This is a genomic window from Enterococcus malodoratus ATCC 43197 (genome assembly GCF_000407185.1).
In the GTDB taxonomy this organism is placed as follows: domain Bacteria; phylum Bacillota; class Bacilli; order Lactobacillales; family Enterococcaceae; genus Enterococcus_A; species Enterococcus_A malodoratus.
Genome location: NZ_KE136481.1, coordinates 85,498 through 104,528, shown reverse-complemented (window position 1 = coordinate 104,528; position 19,031 = coordinate 85,498). Strand labels below are relative to the sequence as shown.

The window sequence follows — 19,031 nt, the reverse complement described above, 5'->3', positions numbered from 1 at the left end:
TAAGTAAGTCAAAACGTAATTCGAATATTAACAGATAATTTTAATCCATCGTTCGTGTTTCATCCGAATAGAAAAAAACGCAGCTTACGCCGCGCCATTTTCTATTTTAGTTTCTCTTTTATACCCGTGAAATAGAAGGTTCAGAATAATAGCAGACAAACTGCTCATAACGATACCGTTGCCCGTAAACATTTGAACTGTTTCCGGCAATTTCGAAAATAGTGTCGGCATTGCATTAAAACCTAGACCAAAACCAATTGAAATCGCAATAATCAATAGATTTTTTTCATCGTTATAGTTTACTTTTGATAGCATCTTCATTCCCTGAACAGCAACCATGCCGAACATTACCAGCATTCCTCCGCCTAAAACCGGTTCAGGAATAATTTGAGCAAGAGCTCCGACCTTTGGGAAAAGCCCCAAGATGATCAAAAAGATCGCTGAAAAGTAAATTGGACGGCGTGTTTTAATTCCAGATAATTGCACCAGCCCAACATTTTGCGAGAAACCAGTATAAGGGAATGTATTGAATAGTCCGCCTAAGATGACCGCTAAACCTTCAGCACGATAGCCTCGTTTTAAATCATCCTCTTTTACCTGTTTACCAACAATATCTCCTAAGGCAAAGTAAACACCAGTAGACTCAACCATACTTACAATAGAAATAATAATCATTAATAGAATAGAAAATGGCTCAAATTTCGGTGTTCCAAAATAAAATGGTTGCGGTACATGGAACATTGGTGCGTGTCCAATCGCCGCTAAATCTACTTGTCCTAAAAGTGCTGCTAAAACTGTTCCGCCGACTAACCCAACTAATACTGCAATCGAACGAACAAATCCACGACCGAATACCTGAATAGCTAAAATCAATAAGATCGTCACGAAAGCCAAGAGCAAATTCGTAGGATCTCCAAAGGTTTTGTTAGCAGCATCGCCGCCGCCCATTTTGGTAATGGCTACCGGAATCAATGTTAAACCAATAGTTGTAATGACTGTTCCTGTAACGATCGGCGGAAATAATTTTTCTACCTTAGAAAAGAAACCTGAGATCAGAACAACAAAAATCCCCGCTGCAATAATGGAACCATAGACTGTTCCAACCCCTTGTGTCTGTCCAATCAAGATTAACGGAGCCACGGCTTGGATCGCACAACCTAAAACAACTGGCAGACCGATTCCGAAGAATTTATTTACCGTCAATTGTAGCAGCGTCGCAACGCCACACATGAAAATATCGATCGATATCAAATACGTCATTTGTGCTTCATTGAATCCCAACCCAGTCCCAATCAAAAGGGGGACTGCTACTGCTCCTGCATACATTGCTAAAAGATGCTGTAAACCTAAAACTGCTGATTTTCCATTTCCTGTTTCGCTTGTCACTCTATGCGTCCTCCTCGATAAACGTTACTTTACCGTCATGTAAGGAAGAAATTCTCGCTAAGGAAACAACTGGGATGTCCATGTCCTCGATTAATTGGCGACCATCTTGGAAAGATTTTTCGATCAAAATACCAATTCCGGCAACATTGGCTCCCGCCTGTTGACATAATTCAATTAATCCTTTAGCGGCTTGCCCGTTCGCTAAGAAGTCATCGACTAATAAGACATTGTCCTCTGCAGAAAGGAATTTACGAGAAATAGAGATTGTGCTGGTAACTTGTTTTGTAAAGGAATAAACAGAAGCGGTCAATAGTTCTTCATCCATCGTTAAACTCTTAGACTTGCGGGCAAAGATCATCGGCACTTTCAAAGCTTGTGCAGCATAAACAGCCGGCGCGATCCCAGAAGCTTCAATCGTTACCACTTTCGTGATTTTTTTGTCCGCGAAAACTTCCGCTAAACGTTTGCCCATGGCATCCATCAATTCAGGATCAACTTGGTGTGTGATAAACTCATCAACTTTTAAAACACCTTCACCTAAAACGCGGCCATTGTCTTTGATACGATCTGTCAATTCTTTCATTATACTCTTCTCCTTTTTCATTTCTTGTCGTTTTTTGATTACTACAAAAAACGCACCTCATCTGCAAAGCAAAAAAGGTACGTAACCGTACGATTTTTACTTATAGTCTTGCGTTTACGGCACAAGGTAGAAACTGTCAACCATATTATGACGATATATAAGTTCACTGCCAATGAAAATTTTCACTGGAGTTTATGAAATATGAAGATTATTATAGCAGATAGAAATCAGCTGTAAACTAGAATTATTTCAAATGAGAAGATTGATAGTTGAATTAAATGGTTATCTCACTTTCGCCAACAATCCTTTCTATTTATAATAGGAAGAAATACTCCGACAGTAATCTTGACAATTCAAATTAATTGGCAATCCTGTATTGATTTGAGATGATTAGGTATAAGGTATATTAAACAATCAGAAAAGGAGGGGCTTCAATTGCTTGATTTTTATTCTATTTCAGGTGAAGGTATAAAAAAAGAGACTCGCAAAGGAAATTGGTTAGCTGTTTCTAATCCAACTGAAGACGAAAAGGAGCAATTACATAATGACTATGACCTGCCAAAAAAATTCTTTTCATTAGGCGAGAACTATTCAAATGTTTCTTTTTTTAAAAAATACCAAACGGAAGATAAAGACCCCATTTGTCTGATGCTCTTTATCAATATTGAATCAATTGATGAACCAGAATTACTCTCTTCCACCGTAACGATTTTTTTAACTTCAGAGGTTTTGATCACGGTAAGTGAATCGCCACTTATTGATGAAGTGCTAGAAAATTATAAATCCGATATTACTACAAAAGCCGGACTGATCCTGCATACACTGCAAGTGATCAACAGTCATTATCTTGCCTTTCTGCGGAAGCAGCGTGAAACAATTGAAGAAATCAGTCAAGGAACCTCGAACGGTTCGAACAAAACTATTCTGGAAAAAACGACTCACACAGAGAAGAATCTAGTTTATATTGATAATCTCTTAAAAGAGCAGCGTAAAACAATCAATCATCTTTTAGAGTCAAGTCTCGTTTCTTCTGATAGAGATTTGGCGATTGAGATCGAACTTCAGACCAAACAGGCAACCACTTCTGTTCAGATCTATCGAGAGATGCTCGGCTCGATCAGCGGGTTAATTAATAGTATGATGGATAATCGTCTAAATCAATTAATGAAGTTTTTAAATACAGCCTCTCTGCTCCTCGCTTTACCGACACTGATTTTCAGTCTATGGGGAATCAATACAGGTGGTTTATTGTGGCGCGATTCTGAAATTGGCTCAATTATGGTCGTACTGCTGGCCTTACTCATTTCCATTGTGAGTGGCGTTTATCTCTTCAAAAAAGATTACGATGCATAAAAAAGAAGCAACGGCATTTTTAGGCCGTTGCTTCTTTTCTTTTAGATTATTTTAGTTCGTTGGCTACTGAGAAGTGGCCAATAACATCAGTGATACGGTTCAAGTCAACGTTACCGCCAGATACGACAGCAACAACTTTTTTACCTTTCACATATTTATCCACTTTACCAGCAAGAATAGCTGCTGTAGCTAATGCGCCAGCGCCTTCAACAACGATTTTTGTCCGTTGGATTAAATCTTTCATAGCAACTTCGATTTCTTGTTCAGATACAGTAACCATATCGTCAACTAGAGCCTCAACTACTTCGAAAGTAAGATCTCCCGGAAATTCTACCGCACAACCGTCAGCAATTGTTGGAGCCACTTTATAGCCCACTTTTTTGCCTTCGCGGAATGAAGCAGTCATCCCATGGATATTATCCGCTTGAACACCAATAATATTGATGTTTGGATTGAATGTTTTCATTGCGACTGCAATACCAGAAATCAGTCCGCCACCGCCGACAGGAACGATTACAGTATCGACATCCCAGATAGAATCTAGAATTTCAAGACCAATCGTGCCTTGTCCAGCCATTACAGATTCGTCATCGTAAGGAGGAATGTAAGTCACGCCAGTTTCTTCAACGATTTTTTCGCAGTAAGCTTTCGCTTCATCAAAACCAGAACCATGAAGAATAACTTTTGAACCATATCCTTCAGTTGCTTCAACTTTCGCTTTTGGTGCAGTTTCAGGCATTACGATCGTGCTTTCGATACCTAATAATTTAGATGTCAAAGCCACACCTTGTGCATGATTACCGGCTGAAACGGCGATAACACCTTTATCTTTTTCCGCTTGTGTTAAATGGGCGATTTTGTTGAACGCTCCACGGAATTTGAATGAACCAGTTAATTGCATATTTTCCAATTTCAAGAACACTTGACCGCCAGTTTTTGCGGTTAAGAACATTGATTGAATTAAAGGGGTCACACGACCATATTGTTTTACAACATTTTTAGCTTCATGAATGTCTTCAATAGATACAGGCAATTTTGTCATTGTATCAGTCATTACAGAACATCTCCTACCTCAGTATAAGTAACATCGATTGAATCTGCTAAAGCTTTAGAAACGACTTTACCATTGTATACGCTCAAACCTGATACTAATGAATCATCAGATTTCAATGCTTCTTCTAATCCTTTCACGCTAACTTCTTTAAGGAATGAAATATTTCCTTTAGCTAGAGCGATTGTAGCTGTTCTTGGTGTAGCACCAGGCATATTAGGAACAGCATAGTGAATTACGCCATGTTTAGTAAATACAGGATCCGCATGGTTCGTTGGTTTGTCGATTGTTTCAACAGTACCACCTTGGTCGATCGCAATATCAACGATCACAGAACCCGGTTTCATTGATTCAACCATGTACTCTTTAACTAATTTTGGTGGCTTAGCCCCTGGAATCAAGATAGTTGAAATAAACACATCTGCTTCTTTGATTTTATCTTCTAAGTTTTCAGTATTTGAAACGATTACATCAACGTTATGGTCTTTGTAACGATCTTGTAATTGTTTGATACGTTTTTCGTTCACTTCAAGGATGATTACGTGGCAACCGATACCAACAGCCATATCTGCAGCATTTTCAGCCGCATTCCCGCCGCCTAAGATAACGATTGTTCCAGCTTCAACGCCTTCGATTCCTGGAAGTAAGATTCCTTCGCCGCCGTGTTGTTTTTCTAAGTAGTATTGACCTAAGTTAACTGCACGACGTCCAGCAATCGCACTCATAGGTTTCAATAATTCTAAAACACCATTGATCGAAATGTTTTCACCAGATAAAGCAGTAACGCCAACTTCCATCATTTTTTCAACACAAGCTTTATTCGCTGCTAAGTGTAAGAAGCCCCAAATAATTTGACCCTTTTTAAAATAGTGGTATTCACTTTCCATTGGTTCTTTAACTTTTACGATTAGATCAGCAGTCCATGCTGTATCTGTATCTACAATCTTACCGCCTGCTTCAACATATTGTTCATTAGTAAAACCTGAACCTGCACCAGCATTATCGTCAACTAGTACTTCATTTCCTGCTTCAACTAAAATTTTTACGTTCTCAGGTGTCATGCCTACACGTGCCTCACCTTGTTTTGGATCTTTAATTACGCCAATTTTCACGGTAAATCACTCCTATAGATTTATTATCGAAGTTCTTTAACTTCGGAACAAGTTTAATATATCACAATGCCTTTTTTAAGCAACGATCATGCCTCAAGTGTTATTGATATCTCATTCTTTCAAACAACACCTTAATTTAACCAAAAAAAAATACCTGAAAACACTGTTATAACAGCGTTTTCAAATAAGAATGTTTTCATTTTAGTTTTTATTATTCTCTTCAAAAAGTTCTTTTAATAAAAATAGGTGCAAACGTTACCACGTTTTTGTGTGAATATTCTCATTTGAAATCGGCTCAACTTTGTTATTTGAAATGAAAACAAAAAAGCTGAGGAATTATTCCTCAGCTTTTGTTTGGCAGTCCGGACATAAGCCATATACCTCTAAACGGTGTTTGTTGATTTGATACCCAGTCAGTTTACTCGAAGCCATCTCCACATCTTCTAATCCAGGATAGAAAAAGTCAACGATTTTTCCGCACTCTGTACAAATTGCATGATAATGCTGCTTATTCGTGAAATCAAAACGACTTGCTGCATCTCCATAGTTCATTTCTTGAACAATGCCGATCTCAACGAATTTTCTCAAGTTATTGTACACTGTCGCCACACTCATGTTTGGGAAGCGGCTTTCTAGTGAACGAAAAATCTCATCAGCGGTTGGATGATTACGATACTGGATCAAATACTCTAAAATGGCATAACGTTGTGGCGTGATTCGGACTCCACCGGCCTTTAATTCTTTGACCGCTTGATCAACTGCCTCATTTACCATATAAGCCCCTCCTGTTTGTATTCTCTATTAAAATGATACTATTATCTGAGGGGAAATACTAGTTGGATTCAAAAATTAATGTTTTTCATAAACTTATTGGTTAAATTGAAATAATTCGGTAGATAAGTAGCGTTCACCATTATCTGGCAATAAAACCAATACTTTTTGATCAGGATTCATTTTTTTCGCCACTTCTATTGCTGCGAACAACGCAGCCCCAGAAGATATCCCTACTAGAATCCCTTCTTTTTTCGCAATTTCACGTGCAGTTTCCATTGCGTCACTACCACTTACAGCTAAAACTTCATCATAAATGTTAGTATTTAAAATACTTGGGACAAAGCCCGCACCGATACCTTGGATTTTATGAGGCCCAGGTTGACCACCTTCTAAGACAGGAGATTCCTCTGGTTCCACCGCATAAATCTTAATATCTGAATACATGCGCTTCAATTCATTCCCCACACCGGTGATAGTACCACCTGTACCAACACCAGCCACAAAAGCATCTAAGCCATTTTTCTCAAAGGCGTTAACAATTTCTTTCGCAGTTGTTTCTTCATGAACTTTTGGGTTTGCCGGGTTATCAAATTGTTCTGGAACAAATCCATTATTTTCCTTCGCCAATTCGTTTGCTTTGGCGATTGCACCTTTCATACCATCAGGTCCAGGAGTTAATACTAGGTTCGCTCCATAAGCTTGCATCAATTTGCGACGTTCAATACTCATTGTCTCAGGCATTACTAAAGTTACAGGATAGCCTTTTGCTGCACCCACCATCGCTAAACCAATTCCGGTATTCCCAGATGTTGGTTCAATAATAGTCATCCCTGATTTCAATTTGCCGCTCTTTTCTGCATCTTCAATCATTCTCAATGCAATACGATCTTTCACGCTGCCGCCAGGATTAAAGGATTCGACCTTCACGTAAATCTGTGCCATATCCTCAGTTGTCATACGCCCTAATTTCACGATAGGTGTTTCACCGATAGTATCAAGAATTGAATTATAGATTTTTGTCATTTTTCCTCGCTCCATTCCTTACCTTATGTAAGTTATATTAACGAATAATGAGAAAAGATGCGAGAATTTCGACTTTTAATCCACTTTAAATCATTCAACTTAATAATTCAGGACTCTTTTAAAAAAAAGAACTGACTCACTACAAGAATCCTACTTTACTAAGGAGTTAAATTCAAGGGGAAATTGATAAAAATTGAGCGGACAAAAAGATGGAGCAATTTGCTCCATCTTTAGAAAGTTAAATAACGATTGTATCTCCTGGCATGATGGTTGAATCAGAACTCCAACCATTGTCTGCCAACAGTTGATCCACACTGATGCCAAATTTTTCAGCGATTCCCCAAATTGAGTCCCCTGATTGGACAGTGTATGATTGTCCGCTTGCTTGAGACGATGAAGCTGTTTGAACAGCCTGCTGTGTACTTTGAGTTGTTTCAGCTTGTTGGCTTTGTTCTGTTGACTGAACAGCTGTACCCGCTCCTGGTGTATCAAAACGAGTCAAATTATACGATTGAATCAAAGAAATCAATTTGCTGGCATAACTTGGATCTGTCGCATAACGTCCCGTTAAATAAACTGCTGCATCCTGATAACTATTGGTATGACTTTTTCTTGCTCCGGCATAATAAGAGCCTGTCAATAGGTTTGCATGGGCTTGGAAAGATTCTGAATAACTGCTGTAAACGGCAAATGGTTCATTCATCGTTACCCATTGACCATCTAGATACTCTTGCGTACTCATCGTTACGGAAGGTCCGCCGTTATATTCCTTCACACCGAATAAATTATAATACGGTGCACTAGACAATTGAGAAGACCCAAAACCAGTTTCAACTAATGCTTGGGCAACCATGATCGATGCATAAAGGTCATTTGACGAAGAAACCTGCATCGCTGAGGCACCCAATTGTTCAATAAATGCGGATTGATTTTGCGTTTGGCTAGTTTCAGCTGCATTTGCCTTAACGGTATTCATAGCTAAAACACCTGGTGAAAGAATCATTGCTGTTCCCAATAAGGGCACTGTTCTCTTCGCCGCTTTGATCCGCTTTTCCTTCTGCTGTGTTCTTATATAATTGTATTTTTCGGTACGAGTCTTAAACTGGTTCATTATATACCTCCAAGAAACCTTTACAAAGCTCTTCATTTTTAATTACTTTAAAAGTATAATCCAAGAACAATTAACAAACAATTTAAATACTACAAATTCACTAATTTGTCATTACTTCGTAATATGTGTAATGAAAAAGTTGTTATGTTTCTGTTTCGAAACACTTGATTTTTTTCATTCCAATTAATCAAGTATTAATTTCACGAAAAAAAAGCAAAGCAGCATTGAAAAAATACTGTTTTGCTTTTCAGTTTAAAGTTCCATTTTTTGTTTACATTTTTCTTTAATCATCTATCGGTTGATTTTGAAACACTAGTTGATCATCAAGCAGTTCAATTGAAACCTTAGTCTTTGGTAATACACGTCCAGCGATAATTTCTTTCGCCAGCGGTGTTTCCACTTCACGCGTAATAAAACGTTTTAGTGGTCGTGCACCATATTGCGGTTCATAAGCCTTTTCAGCAATCCAACTTTTAGCGTCTTCTGTAATATCTAATTGAATTTCTTGTTCTTCCAAACGATGTGACAAATGCTGCACGATTTTCTTAACAATGCTCTTCACATCTTCTAAGCTTAGAGGTGTAAATAAGATTGTATCATCGATTCGGTTTAAGAATTCTGGTTTGAAATGACCCTTCAGCATATTTAGAACTTGTTCTTCAGTCGCTTCAGGAATATTTCCATCAGCAGTCACACCATCTAACAAAACTTGGGACCCAATGTTGCTCGTCATAATCAATACCGTATTTTTGAAGTCGACTAACCGTCCCTTAGAATCCGTTAAACGTCCGTCATCTAATACTTGCAATAAAATATTAAAGACATCCGGATGTGCTTTTTCAATTTCATCAAGCAAAATAATCGTATAGGGATTTCGCCGAACGGCTTCTGTCAATTGTCCGCCTTCTTCATAACCGACGTAACCTGGAGGTGCTCCAACAAGCCGAGACACAGAATGTTTCTCCATGTATTCACTCATATCGATCCGAACCATGTGATCTTCCGAATCAAACAGATTTTCGGCTAACGCTTTTGCAAGCTCTGTTTTACCAACACCGGTTGGTCCTAAGAATAGAAATGAACCCAGCGGACGATTAGGGTCTTGTAATCCAGCACGTGATCGTAGAACAGCATCACTCACTGCATTGACTGCCTCATCCTGCCCAATCACACGTTTATGGAGCGTGCTGTTCAGACTTAATAATTTTTCTCGTTCACCCTCCACTAATTTGGTTACAGGAATTCCCGTTAATCGACCGACTACTTGGGCAATTTCATTTTCGGTAACCGATTCTTGAACCATTTTAATGTCATTTTTCTTATTCTTTTCTTCTAAATCAGCTAATTCTTTTTCTAAGTTTGGAATCGTTCCATGACGAAGAACAGCGGCACGCTCCAAGTCATAGTTATTTTCGGCATCCTCTAATTCATGTTTGGCTTGATCGATCTCAGCCCGTTTATTAGAAACGACGTTCACTTCTTCTTTTTCTGTTTCCCACTGCAACTTCATTGCATTGGTTTCTTCACGAAGATCAGCCAGTTCTTCTTGCAGATTTTCTAAACGTTTTTTACTAGCATCGTCGCTTTCTTTTTTCAAAGCAGCTTCTTCGATCTCTAATTGCATCAAACGTCGAGTAACTTGATCAAGTTCAGTCGGCATAGAATTCATTTCTACCCGAATACTGGCACTGGCTTCATCGACCAAATCTATTGCTTTATCAGGCAGGAAACGATCCGTAATATAACGATCCGATAATGTAGCCGCTGCGACTAATGCATTATCATGAATATTTACACCATGATGAATTTCAAAACGTTCTTTTAAACCGCGCAAAATACTGATCGTATCTTCCACTGTTGGCTCTTTGACTAAAACTTTTTGGAACCGACGTTCTAACGCTTTGTCTTTTTCCATGTATTGGCGATACTCATCTAATGTTGTCGCGCCAATCAAGTGTAATTCACCACGAGCCAGCATGGGTTTTAAAATATTTCCGGCATCCATACTGCCTTCAGTTTTCCCAGCTCCGACAATGTTATGAATTTCATCAATAAAGAGTAAGATTCGCCCATCTGATTTTTTTACTTCTTTTAAAACAGCTTTTAAACGTTCTTCAAACTCGCCGCGGAATTTTGCTCCTGCGATCAACGAACCCATATCCAAAGAAAAGACCGTCTTATCTTTTAAGTTTTCCGGCACATCCTTGCGAACGATTCGTTGGGCCAAACCTTCAACAATTGCTGTTTTACCAACACCAGGTTCTCCGATTAAGACCGGATTATTCTTAGTCTTGCGTGAAAGAATCCGAATAACATCTCGAATTTCTTCATCGCGACCGATAATTGGGTCCTGTTTTCCATTTTTGACTTGTTGAACTAAATCAACACCATACTTTTCTAATGCTTTATACGTCTCTTCTTGATTTTGCGAAGTCACTCGATCCCCTCCTCGCATGTCCTCGATATTTTTTTGTACTTCTTTTTCATTTAATCCCTGTTGAATCAAATATTTCGTTAAAGGATAATTCTTTAGTTTCATTAACGCTAAAATGACGATTTCCGTTGATAGAAAATCATCTTGAAATTTCTCACGTAATTTATCTGCCTCACTCAATAAATTAAATAGATTTTGACTGAGATTTTGACCATACTGAACATTGCCGCCGCTAACTGTTGGATACTCATCTAAAACCTTATCCACTTCACGCTCAAACTGATCAACATCAATCCCTGCATCCGTGTAGAAATTCCGGCCAAAATGATTCGGCTGCAGAAAAATCTTCCATACATGAACGATATCAATCTCTTGATGGTGTCTCGTTACCGCAATTTGCTGTGCTTCAGCAATCGTTTCTTGTAAAGTTGTCGTCATCTTTTCGATATTCATAGACATACCTCCGACATTATTAATAGTTTACACATATTAGTATATAACCTTGGTCAGTAAAGGTCAAACATTAAACTCGATAAACTCAAAGTTTATTATTATGAAGAAAAACAAAACAATGCTACAATTCTTTCATTACTAGAAAGAGAGTGATTCAATGATTTCTCGCGTGATTGGATTCGAAAAGGGGTTTCGACTATCTGACGGAAACCATTTTGAAACATATGAAGTGATGCTTCCTAAATTGAACAAATTTGATCTTGTCGTAAAAAATTTAGCCTCCTCGATCAACCCAGTAGATACAAAATTAAGACAAAGTGGTAAAGGTACTTCTCAACCGCATGTCTTAGGTTTTGACAGCGTTGGCATCGTGACCCATCTAGGCAGCGATGTTAAAAATATAGAGATTGGCGACCGTGTCCTTTTTGCCGGAACGACTAAAAGATTCGGCAGCTATAGCGAGAGTCAAGTAGTTGATTCTCGGATCGTCGCAAAATTATCAAGCGGAATTCCGACAGATGAAGCGGCAGCAATGCCTTTAACGTTTATCACCGCCTACGAAATGCTGTTCGAAAAAATGGGCTTGTTTCCTAAAGAAAACCAAAATAATGGTACGATTTTAATCATCAATGGTGCCGGCGGTGTTGGTTCAGTTGCAACTCAATTGGCAAAGTGGGCTGGTCTAACAGTCATTGCCACAGCTTCTCGCAAAGAGAGCAAAGAATGGTCAAAACGAATGGGTGCCGATCATATTATTGATCATCATAAAGATTTGACCAAACAATTAAAGAAAATCGGTTATTCTTCTCTTCCTTACATTTTGATTCTGCATTCTACCGATCGTTATTTTGAAGAAATGAGTGAATTGCTCGAGCCCTTCGGCCATCTCGGCTCGATCGTCGAATCAAACAAAGATGTAGATCTGGCAAAATTAAAAAATAAATCCGGCAGTTTTGATTGGGAATATATGTTTGCAAAAACAGATTATGATTTTAATATAGCTTCACAAGGCAAAATTTTAGAACTGTTAGTACAGTTAATGCAAGAGCAAAAAATTCAAAGCACACTGACTAAAATTATTCCTGGTTTCTCGCCTGAAGTTTTTTATCAGGCTCATCAATTAGTCGAAGAGGATAAAATGATCGGAAAGCTGGTTGTACATTACTAATAAAAAAAGGAAGCTAACGATTTCAGTCGTTAACTTCCTTTTTTGCTTCTTTGATTTCATGATTGATTTGACGCTGCTTATTGAATAAGACATAGATCATTCCGATCAGAAATGGCAATAAATAAGTCGCATAGCGATAAAGCAGTAATGAAGATACCGCATCAACCTTTCCAACAACATTTCGGAATAATAGAACATAAACGAATTCAAAACCGCCGATCCCGCCTGGTGCGGGTAAGACTCCACCTAGAATTACTGTGAAGCTGATCAACGCAACGGTTAACCAGATATCGATATCTGGATAATCCTTCACTAAAATGAAGAAAGGCAATGAATACCAAACGACCAATTTTGCCATATTCGAACAAAATACCCGAATGACTGCATTTCGATCACGAATAAACGTTTTGATCGCCCCTCGTAAAGAATACACTTGATTATTCAACTGATCAACAATATCACGCAGCTTTTGCCGCTTAAATAGTCGGTTGCATATGATCACAAACAAAACTTGCGCATTAATATTTAAGCTCAGAACCAATAAACTTGATATAATCAGCAAGGTTACGAGAACCCCCGCCAGCACCAGAAAAATACCATTGGCGATGTGCGCCTGAATTGCACTGCTTTTTATCACCAGAAAAACTAACGCCCAAACCATCAAAGCTATCTTATAAGTAATCATCCGCAAGGCACTGGTTCCTGTCGCCTCGGAATATGTCAGTTCCTTTTTATGATAATAAATGACTTCAGATACGATCGAGCCAGTCCCGAAAGTGATCACCCGATAAAACGTTGCATAGGCCGATGCAAAAAAACCGTCACGAACAGTAAATTGGGGATTGAATTCCCCAGCGATATTTTTGATCGTATACCCTTCAATCACCTGACTAACTAGCCCGAGAGCGGTAACCCCCAATAACACTGGCAAAGAAGTTCGACCCAGTTCAGTAAAAATATCACCTAACGAGTCTCGGATAACAAAAATAATTATCCCAATCATCACTGTGAACAAAAGAATATTTAGAATCAATTTACGATTGATTGATAATTTCATTTTTTAGCCTCATTTTTTTCTTTATTGCTCTAGCCTACCACATGCCAAAGAGCAAAAAAAGAAAAAGCTTCAAGTTTCCTCAAAGCTTTTTCAGAAAAAATCATTTTGCGTTGTTTTCAATAATCTTCACGATCACATCGACCGCTTTTTCCATTGTTTGTAGAGAAACAAACTCAAAACGTCCATGCATATTTTCCGCACCAGCAAAAATATTTGGTGTAGGAATACCCATGAATGAAATCTTAGAACCGTCAGTCCCGCCGCGAATTGGTTCGATAATTGGTTTAACATCAACCTCTTCCATCGCACCTTTTGCAAGATCGATAACGCTCATATCTTTTTCGATGATTTCACCCATATTATAATATTGATCGTACATATTGATTTCTACACGTTCTTGATCAAACTGACTATTCATTTTTGCTTGAATGTCTGTGATCATTTGTTTGCGTGATTCAAACTTATCACGATCATGATCGCGAATAATGTAGGTCATTTTTGCTTCCTCTACATTACCGTCTAAGGCTAACAAATGGAAGAACCCTTCGCGTCCATCTGTTTTTTCTGGACGTTCAGCTTCTGGTAATTGATTATGGAAATCAATCGCCATTTGCAACGCATTAATCATTGTATTTTTAGCTGTACCCGGATGAACATTTTTACCATGCATAGTGATCTCAGCTTGAGCCGCACTAAATGTTTCATATTGTAATTCACCGATTGGTCCACCGTCCATTGTGTATGCGAAATCTGTATTGAATTGTTTCACATCAAATTTATCCGCACCAATACCGATTTCTTCGTCAGGACCAAACCCAACACGAACTTCGCCATGTTTGATTTCTGGATGATTAATCAAATATTCCATCGCTGTCATGATTTCGGCAATCCCAGATTTATCATCAGAACCAAGCAAGGTAGAACCGTCAGTCGTAATCAATGTTTGACCCGTATAATTTTTTAGGTTAGGAAAATCTTTTGTATTTAATGTATATTTTCCATCAGCATCCAATTTGATGATTGATTCGCCATCATAATTTTCAACGATTTGAGGGTTAACGCCGTCAGCATTAAAATCTGCTGTATCCATGTGAGAGATAAATCCGATAGTCCGCGCTTCTTTGTCAATGTTGCTTGGCAAAGATGCAATCACATAGCCATTTTTTTCATTGTAAGTAATATCCTTCATGCCGATTTCTTCTAACTCTTTCATCAGCTCATGAGCAAAGGCTACCTGTGTTTGAGTTGTTGGTGTTGTGGTGCTTGTCGCATCAGAACGAGTTTCCGTCTTAACATAGTGTAAAAAACGCGGTAATAAATTTTCGTACATCTTACTCTCTCCTTTAATGCTATTTATTTAAATGAAAAAGGATTGGTGGAAGTCTCAGATACAAAGAAATCAACTTTCCACCCTTCTTCATTTTTCCATTGTTCAAATAGAGCCACCATTTTTTCTTTACATAATGACTCAATGTAATGCCCCGGATCAATGACTAACATCCCCGTCTCTTGCATATCATGAGCGGTATGATAATAAACATCTCCGGTAATATAAACGTCCGCATTCGCTGCTAAAGCATCACGATAGAATTTCTCTCCGCTTCCGCCGCAGATTGCTACACGTTTAATACTTTTCTTTGAGTCGTGCGGATAAACCACACGTAAACCTTCTAAAACAAAAACCTCTTTTACTTTTGCGATAAAGTCTTCTGTCGACATCGCTTCCTTCAACTCACCAACTCGACCGATTCCGAAGTTTTCTGCTAAATTATCCAGGTGATAAATATCGTAAGCTGGCTCCTCATAAGGATGTGCAGCTAACATTGCTGCAACTATGTCAGTTTGCTTCGTTTCAGGAAAAATCACTTCGATTTTACTTTCTTGAACCTGCTCAGGGACATTTGACGAACCAATTGTTGGATTCGCTTCTTCATTCGGTGTGAAACGTCCAGTACCATTTACAGTAAAAGATGTCGCTTGATAATTTCCTTGCTCGCCTGCACCAGCTTTAGCCAATGCTTCACGCATTTTTTTAGCATCCGTTTGTGGGACATAGACCGCTAACTTTTTCATTTTCACAGTATGCGTATGGATCAAGTAACTTGTATCAACCACTTCTAACATTTCACAGAACCAATCATTCAGTCCATTATGAATAATATCCATGTTTGTATGAGCCGCATAAACTGCAATGTCATTTTTGATCAGATCAGCATACATTTTCGTCTGCACATCATCCGTAGTTAGACGAGAAAGCGGACGAAAAATCGGTGGGTGCTTAACGATCAATAAATCGATCTTCTTTTCAATCGCCTCTTCCACGACAGCAGGTCGAACATCTAGACCCATCATAATTCGATCGACTTCTTTATTCAACGTACCGATATGCAAGCCGACTGGATCGCCTTCTTCAGCCAACCACTCAGGACAATACTGATTAAAGCGTTGGATAAACTTACTTCCCTGCATCTGCAAGTACCTCCTTGATCCATTCGATTTCTTGAGCAACTTCTCGAATTTTTTCTGCAACGTCTTGATCACTTTGGTGTAAACTAGCTAGAATTCTTTCGCTCTTAACAAGTTTATGCTGCCACTTTTCTTGAAAGACAGGATTTCTTTCCTCAAGCAGTATCGGACCAAAAAAAAGTTCCCTTGCTGAATAACTAGGAATCACCGAAAATTTTTCAGCAACAATGATTTCGTACACCTTATTGTTCTCTTCAATGATCGCTTCATTAGTGATCGTGTAGTTCTCATTGACTAACCATTGTCGAAGCTGTCTTTCGCCGACATTCGGCTGTAAAATCAATCGTTCTTTTCCAGAAAGACGATTTTTTTCTTTACCTCGCTGTAAAATATCGCGGATCAACACCCCGCCCATTCCGCAGATGGTAATCGCAGAAATTTCATCGCTTAACTCAACCGCTTCTAGTCCATCCGCCAAACGTACATCAATTTTATTTTCTAAACCATTTTTAGCAACTTGCTTTTTGGCAGATTCATAAGGACCAGATACAACTTCACCAGCAATACCATAAGCTATTTCTTTTTGCAGCATTAAAGCAACCGGCAGATACGCATGATCAGAACCGATATCTGCTAACCGTGCATCCTTTGGTACGAATTCCGCCGCTTTTTGCAAACGGATTGATAAATCCTTGGCATTCATCTCTTCACATCCTAAAAATTATTATAACACTCCTTAAAAAAAGCGCCCTTAAAAAAGTGCTAAATGATAGCGCTTTTTAATAGGGCGTTTGCCTTTTTCTAAGAAAATTTTCCTTTTTTATCCGTTACGGCGATTTTCACCAATCACCCAAATTTCTTTACTTAAATAACGGACACGTTCCATGATTCTTTTAGCCTTCAATGGTTCTTCGTCACCACGTTGGGTAACAGATAAATGTTTTTCCAATTGATCCATGTTGAAGTTTGAAGAAAAGAATGTCGGTAACTGTTCCTGCATTCGATGCTGCAAGATTACCCCTAAAACTTCATCACGAATCCAAGCACTCATAGAATCCGCTCCAATATCATCGATCATCAAAATCGGCGCACGTTTTACCCCGTCCAGCTTAGGCCCCACTTTATCATTAGAAATAGCTTGTTTCATTTCACCAGCAAAAGTAGGAAAATGTAAGAGTGTCGTCTCAAATCCCTTAACAGCCAATTCATGTGCCACGGCTCCAAGTAAATAGGTCTTTCCTACCCCAAAATCCCCAACTAAGAACAGAGCTTTATGAAACATTTTAGGGTTCGCCTCGTATTGATTGATAAAATCTAAAGAAGCTTCCAACGCTTCACTACGTCCAGAGGTCACTTCGAACGTTCGAATAGAAGCCTTTCGAATATCCTTTGGCATATCCAACGAGTTTACTCTATTGCGAACCTCTTCTTCACGTTTCACACGTAGCAGCTCATCAGTTGGAACATACGTCACATCAATAAAATGAAAATTTAGACTTAACTGCGGTTCATAACCTGGTGCAATCATACTCGGGTCTGATGCCAAGTATTTTTTCTTTTCTTGAACAAACTCGTACAACTTAGCAAAAGACTTCTCAATGTCTTCTTGAGTCAGCTTTTCTTTGTGTTCCTCAATAAATTGGCGAACATCTGAGTCGGCCAAAATCTCTTCCATCATTTGGCGGTAACGACCATCGACTCCACGACTTTTAATGATGCGATTCAATTCTTTTCCTACATCTTCCATTAATCGTCACCTTCTTTATTTAAATATTCCGCTAACTTGCGGTTCAATTCAGCTTCTTTTTCAGGTGTTAATTTCGTCTCTTTCGGCGGTTGCTTGATATGCTCAGGCAGAGCCTCTTTGCGACCCGTCCCACGTTTTTGATATGCTGGGCGGCTTGCTTGCGGTTTACGAACCAGCTTTTGATTATTTTCTCGTACATGAGTGATCGCTGCTTCTGGCGTAGTAATCTTCTTTTGGGCCCAATCGTTGGCGATCGCATTCAAATAATTAGCATTGATCACTGCCTGATTTTGAATTACCAAAATATAATTAATGATAATATTGATCACACTCTTCGGCAATAAATTGCGTCCGATCAACTCTTCTAACAATCGAACCTCAGTATTCGTCTCGAAACCGCCCTTTTCACGTTTGATTGCCCGTAGAAATGTAACCGGCGCAATTTTTTTACTTTGAGCAATAATCTCTGATTCTTGTGGCGAAAAGCTACCTGTCTCTACAGCCTTTTCTGTTACAGGTTCTTTAGGTGCAGCTGAAACTTTCGGTCGTTTTTCTTTATTTATCAACTGTCGCAAATAATTAAAGTTCAAACCAGTCTTTTCTCCAGCCGCGGCCTTAGCAACAAACTCAGCCAAGTCTAACTCATTTACTCCATACAATGTTTGAAACGTTTGAAGTTTTTCCCGTTCTTCAGCACCCAGAATCAGATTGAATCGTTTCAACTGCTGACTAAATAAGGTCCAATCAAAATCGGTATTATCTGAAAAACTCGCTTGCGTCTGTTCCAATACTTCCGTTTGGCTAGCGAAAGCTTTATCATCCAATCGATAAACTTCACGAAAGCGTTTCGTAATATTTTTAACTTGCCCTTTATCAAAAAGTTGAGGTTTAAAACGCTCTACTAAACGTTCATAACGCCTTCTCCCAACTTTATCCATTAATAAATAAGACATCAATGGGTCTTGGAAAAATTTTTCCGGAACTACCGGTGAACGTAATTGATAGATCAAACTCATTCCGATCTCATCGTCCGTCTGCTGGTAAGTTTCTAATAGACCGATACCCTCAAGGTGTTCTCGCGCCTTGACTAAATGCATCAATCCAATGTCAATCGCCGCTAATAGATCCGTGTGCATCAAACTAGGACTTTTCCCCTCCAGTGTGACGTCACTAATCAGAGTCAGATATAAACTCGCAGCGTGGCTTCCGATGATCGGCTGGTATAAGTAAAGCAAAGCGTCTTGCTTGCTTTGATCAAGTTGTGGCTCACCATAGACCGTATAAAAGGTGCTGGGTTTTAGTTCTTCTGCCAC

16 protein-coding genes and 1 riboswitch are annotated in these 19,031 nt (G+C 38.8%); of the genes, 2 read left to right on the top strand and 14 right to left on the bottom strand.

What is annotated here, in order from left to right:
- Window positions 1-84: 84 nt before the first annotated feature.
- Together I585_RS00485 and I585_RS00480 are read right to left on the bottom strand one after the other, a co-directional pair.
- Window positions 85-1,386: a nucleobase:cation symporter-2 family protein gene (locus I585_RS00485; RefSeq protein WP_010739062.1), complete on the bottom strand. Its 1,302-nt coding sequence runs from the start codon at window positions 1,384-1,386 to the stop codon at window positions 85-87.
- Between the two features lies 1 nt (window position 1,387).
- Window positions 1,388-1,969 (bottom strand): xanthine phosphoribosyltransferase, encoded by a 582-nt coding sequence (locus tag I585_RS00480; RefSeq protein WP_010739061.1) that lies wholly within the window; start codon window positions 1,967-1,969, stop codon window positions 1,388-1,390.
- An 83-nt stretch (window positions 1,970-2,052) separates the two neighbouring features.
- Window positions 2,053-2,150: riboswitch (purine riboswitch) on the bottom strand.
- Between the two features lie 254 nt (window positions 2,151-2,404).
- On the opposite strand from I585_RS00480, the gene I585_RS00475 reads away from it, so the two are divergent.
- Complete coding sequence (locus tag I585_RS00475) at window positions 2,405-3,322, top strand: magnesium transporter CorA family protein (protein WP_010739060.1); 918 nt, start codon at window positions 2,405-2,407, stop codon at window positions 3,320-3,322.
- A 46-nt stretch (window positions 3,323-3,368) separates the two neighbouring features.
- Here I585_RS00475 and tdcB read toward each other — a convergent pair whose 3' ends face one another.
- From tdcB to clpB, 6 genes are all read right to left on the bottom strand, one after another.
- On the bottom strand, window positions 3,369-4,376 hold the full coding sequence (gene tdcB / locus I585_RS00470) for a bifunctional threonine ammonia-lyase/L-serine ammonia-lyase TdcB (RefSeq protein ID WP_010739059.1): 1,008 nt from the start codon (window positions 4,374-4,376) through the stop codon (window positions 3,369-3,371).
- Window positions 4,376-5,485 carry an alanine dehydrogenase gene (gene ald / locus I585_RS00465; RefSeq protein ID WP_010739058.1) on the bottom strand — a complete coding sequence of 370 codons (1,110 nt, stop codon included), beginning with the start codon at window positions 5,483-5,485 and terminating at the stop codon, window positions 4,376-4,378. The genes tdcB and ald overlap by 1 nt, the downstream gene beginning before the upstream one ends.
- A gap of 336 nt (window positions 5,486-5,821) precedes the next feature.
- A complete protein-coding gene (locus I585_RS00460; protein WP_010739057.1) occupies window positions 5,822-6,259 on the bottom strand; it encodes a Fur family transcriptional regulator in 438 nt (145 codons plus the stop codon).
- Window positions 6,260-6,352: 93 nt separating this feature from the next.
- Entirely contained in the window at window positions 6,353-7,282 is a 930-nt protein-coding gene (gene cysK, locus I585_RS00455; RefSeq protein WP_010739056.1) for a cysteine synthase A, read from the bottom strand.
- Between the two features lie 238 nt (window positions 7,283-7,520).
- Window positions 7,521-8,393 (bottom strand): glucosaminidase domain-containing protein, encoded by an 873-nt coding sequence (locus tag I585_RS00450; RefSeq protein ID WP_010739055.1) that lies wholly within the window; start codon window positions 8,391-8,393, stop codon window positions 7,521-7,523.
- Between the two features lie 283 nt (window positions 8,394-8,676).
- The gene (clpB, locus tag I585_RS00445; protein ID WP_010739054.1) at window positions 8,677-11,280 is read right to left on the bottom strand and encodes an ATP-dependent chaperone ClpB; all 2,604 of its coding nucleotides are present in this window, start codon (window positions 11,278-11,280) and stop codon (window positions 8,677-8,679) included.
- 157 nt (window positions 11,281-11,437) lie between these two features.
- Here clpB and I585_RS00440 point away from each other — a divergent pair, with 157 nt between their 5' ends.
- Window positions 11,438-12,448, top strand: coding sequence for a zinc-binding alcohol dehydrogenase family protein (locus I585_RS00440; protein ID WP_010739053.1), 1,011 nt, complete (start codon window positions 11,438-11,440; stop codon window positions 12,446-12,448).
- 22 nt (window positions 12,449-12,470) lie between these two features.
- Here the strand turns inward: I585_RS00440 and I585_RS00435 are convergent, their stop codons facing one another.
- From I585_RS00435 to I585_RS00410, 6 genes are all read right to left on the bottom strand, one after another.
- Window positions 12,471-13,505 carry a lysylphosphatidylglycerol synthase transmembrane domain-containing protein gene (locus tag I585_RS00435; RefSeq protein WP_010739052.1) on the bottom strand — a complete coding sequence of 345 codons (1,035 nt, stop codon included), beginning with the start codon at window positions 13,503-13,505 and terminating at the stop codon, window positions 12,471-12,473.
- 100 nt (window positions 13,506-13,605) lie between these two features.
- Window positions 13,606-14,835, bottom strand: coding sequence for a peptidase T (pepT, locus tag I585_RS00430; RefSeq protein WP_010739051.1), 1,230 nt, complete (start codon window positions 14,833-14,835; stop codon window positions 13,606-13,608).
- A gap of 23 nt (window positions 14,836-14,858) precedes the next feature.
- A complete protein-coding gene (locus tag I585_RS00425) occupies window positions 14,859-15,980 on the bottom strand; it encodes a Nif3-like dinuclear metal center hexameric protein (protein ID WP_034708241.1) in 1,122 nt (373 codons plus the stop codon).
- Complete coding sequence (locus I585_RS00420; protein WP_010739049.1) at window positions 15,961-16,674, bottom strand: tRNA (adenine(22)-N(1))-methyltransferase; 714 nt, start codon at window positions 16,672-16,674, stop codon at window positions 15,961-15,963. Before I585_RS00420 ends, I585_RS00425 begins: the two co-directional genes overlap by 20 nt.
- A 117-nt stretch (window positions 16,675-16,791) precedes the next feature.
- Window positions 16,792-17,718, bottom strand: a complete 927-nt coding sequence (gene dnaI, locus I585_RS00415; RefSeq protein WP_010739048.1) for a primosomal protein DnaI — start codon at window positions 17,716-17,718, stop codon at window positions 16,792-16,794.
- Window positions 17,718-19,031 carry a DnaD domain protein gene (locus tag I585_RS00410; RefSeq protein WP_010739047.1) on the bottom strand — a complete coding sequence of 438 codons (1,314 nt, stop codon included), beginning with the start codon at window positions 19,029-19,031 and terminating at the stop codon, window positions 17,718-17,720. The genes dnaI and I585_RS00410 overlap by 1 nt, the downstream gene beginning before the upstream one ends.

Coding starts and splice junctions, on each gene's coding strand:
- I585_RS00480 (WP_010739061.1), bottom strand. CDS start 1,969: ATGAAAGAATTGACAGATCGTATCAAAGACAATGGCCGCGTTTTAGGT.
- tdcB (WP_010739059.1), bottom strand. CDS start 4,376: ATGACTGATACAATGACAAAATTGCCTGTATCTATTGAAGACATTCAT.
- I585_RS00460 (WP_010739057.1), bottom strand. CDS start 6,259: ATGGTAAATGAGGCAGTTGATCAAGCGGTCAAAGAATTAAAGGCCGGT.
- cysK (WP_010739056.1), bottom strand. CDS start 7,282: ATGACAAAAATCTATAATTCAATTCTTGATACTATCGGTGAAACACCT.
- I585_RS00450 (WP_010739055.1), bottom strand. CDS start 8,393: ATGAACCAGTTTAAGACTCGTACCGAAAAATACAATTATATAAGAACA.
- clpB (WP_010739054.1), bottom strand. CDS start 11,280: ATGAATATCGAAAAGATGACGACAACTTTACAAGAAACGATTGCTGAA.
- I585_RS00440 (WP_010739053.1), top strand. CDS start 11,438: ATGATTTCTCGCGTGATTGGATTCGAAAAGGGGTTTCGACTATCTGAC.
- I585_RS00435 (WP_010739052.1), bottom strand. CDS start 13,505: ATGAAATTATCAATCAATCGTAAATTGATTCTAAATATTCTTTTGTTC.
- pepT (WP_010739051.1), bottom strand. CDS start 14,835: ATGTACGAAAATTTATTACCGCGTTTTTTACACTATGTTAAGACGGAA.
- I585_RS00420 (WP_010739049.1), bottom strand. CDS start 16,674: ATGAATGCCAAGGATTTATCAATCCGTTTGCAAAAAGCGGCGGAATTC.
- dnaI (WP_010739048.1), bottom strand. CDS start 17,718: ATGGAAGATGTAGGAAAAGAATTGAATCGCATCATTAAAAGTCGTGGA.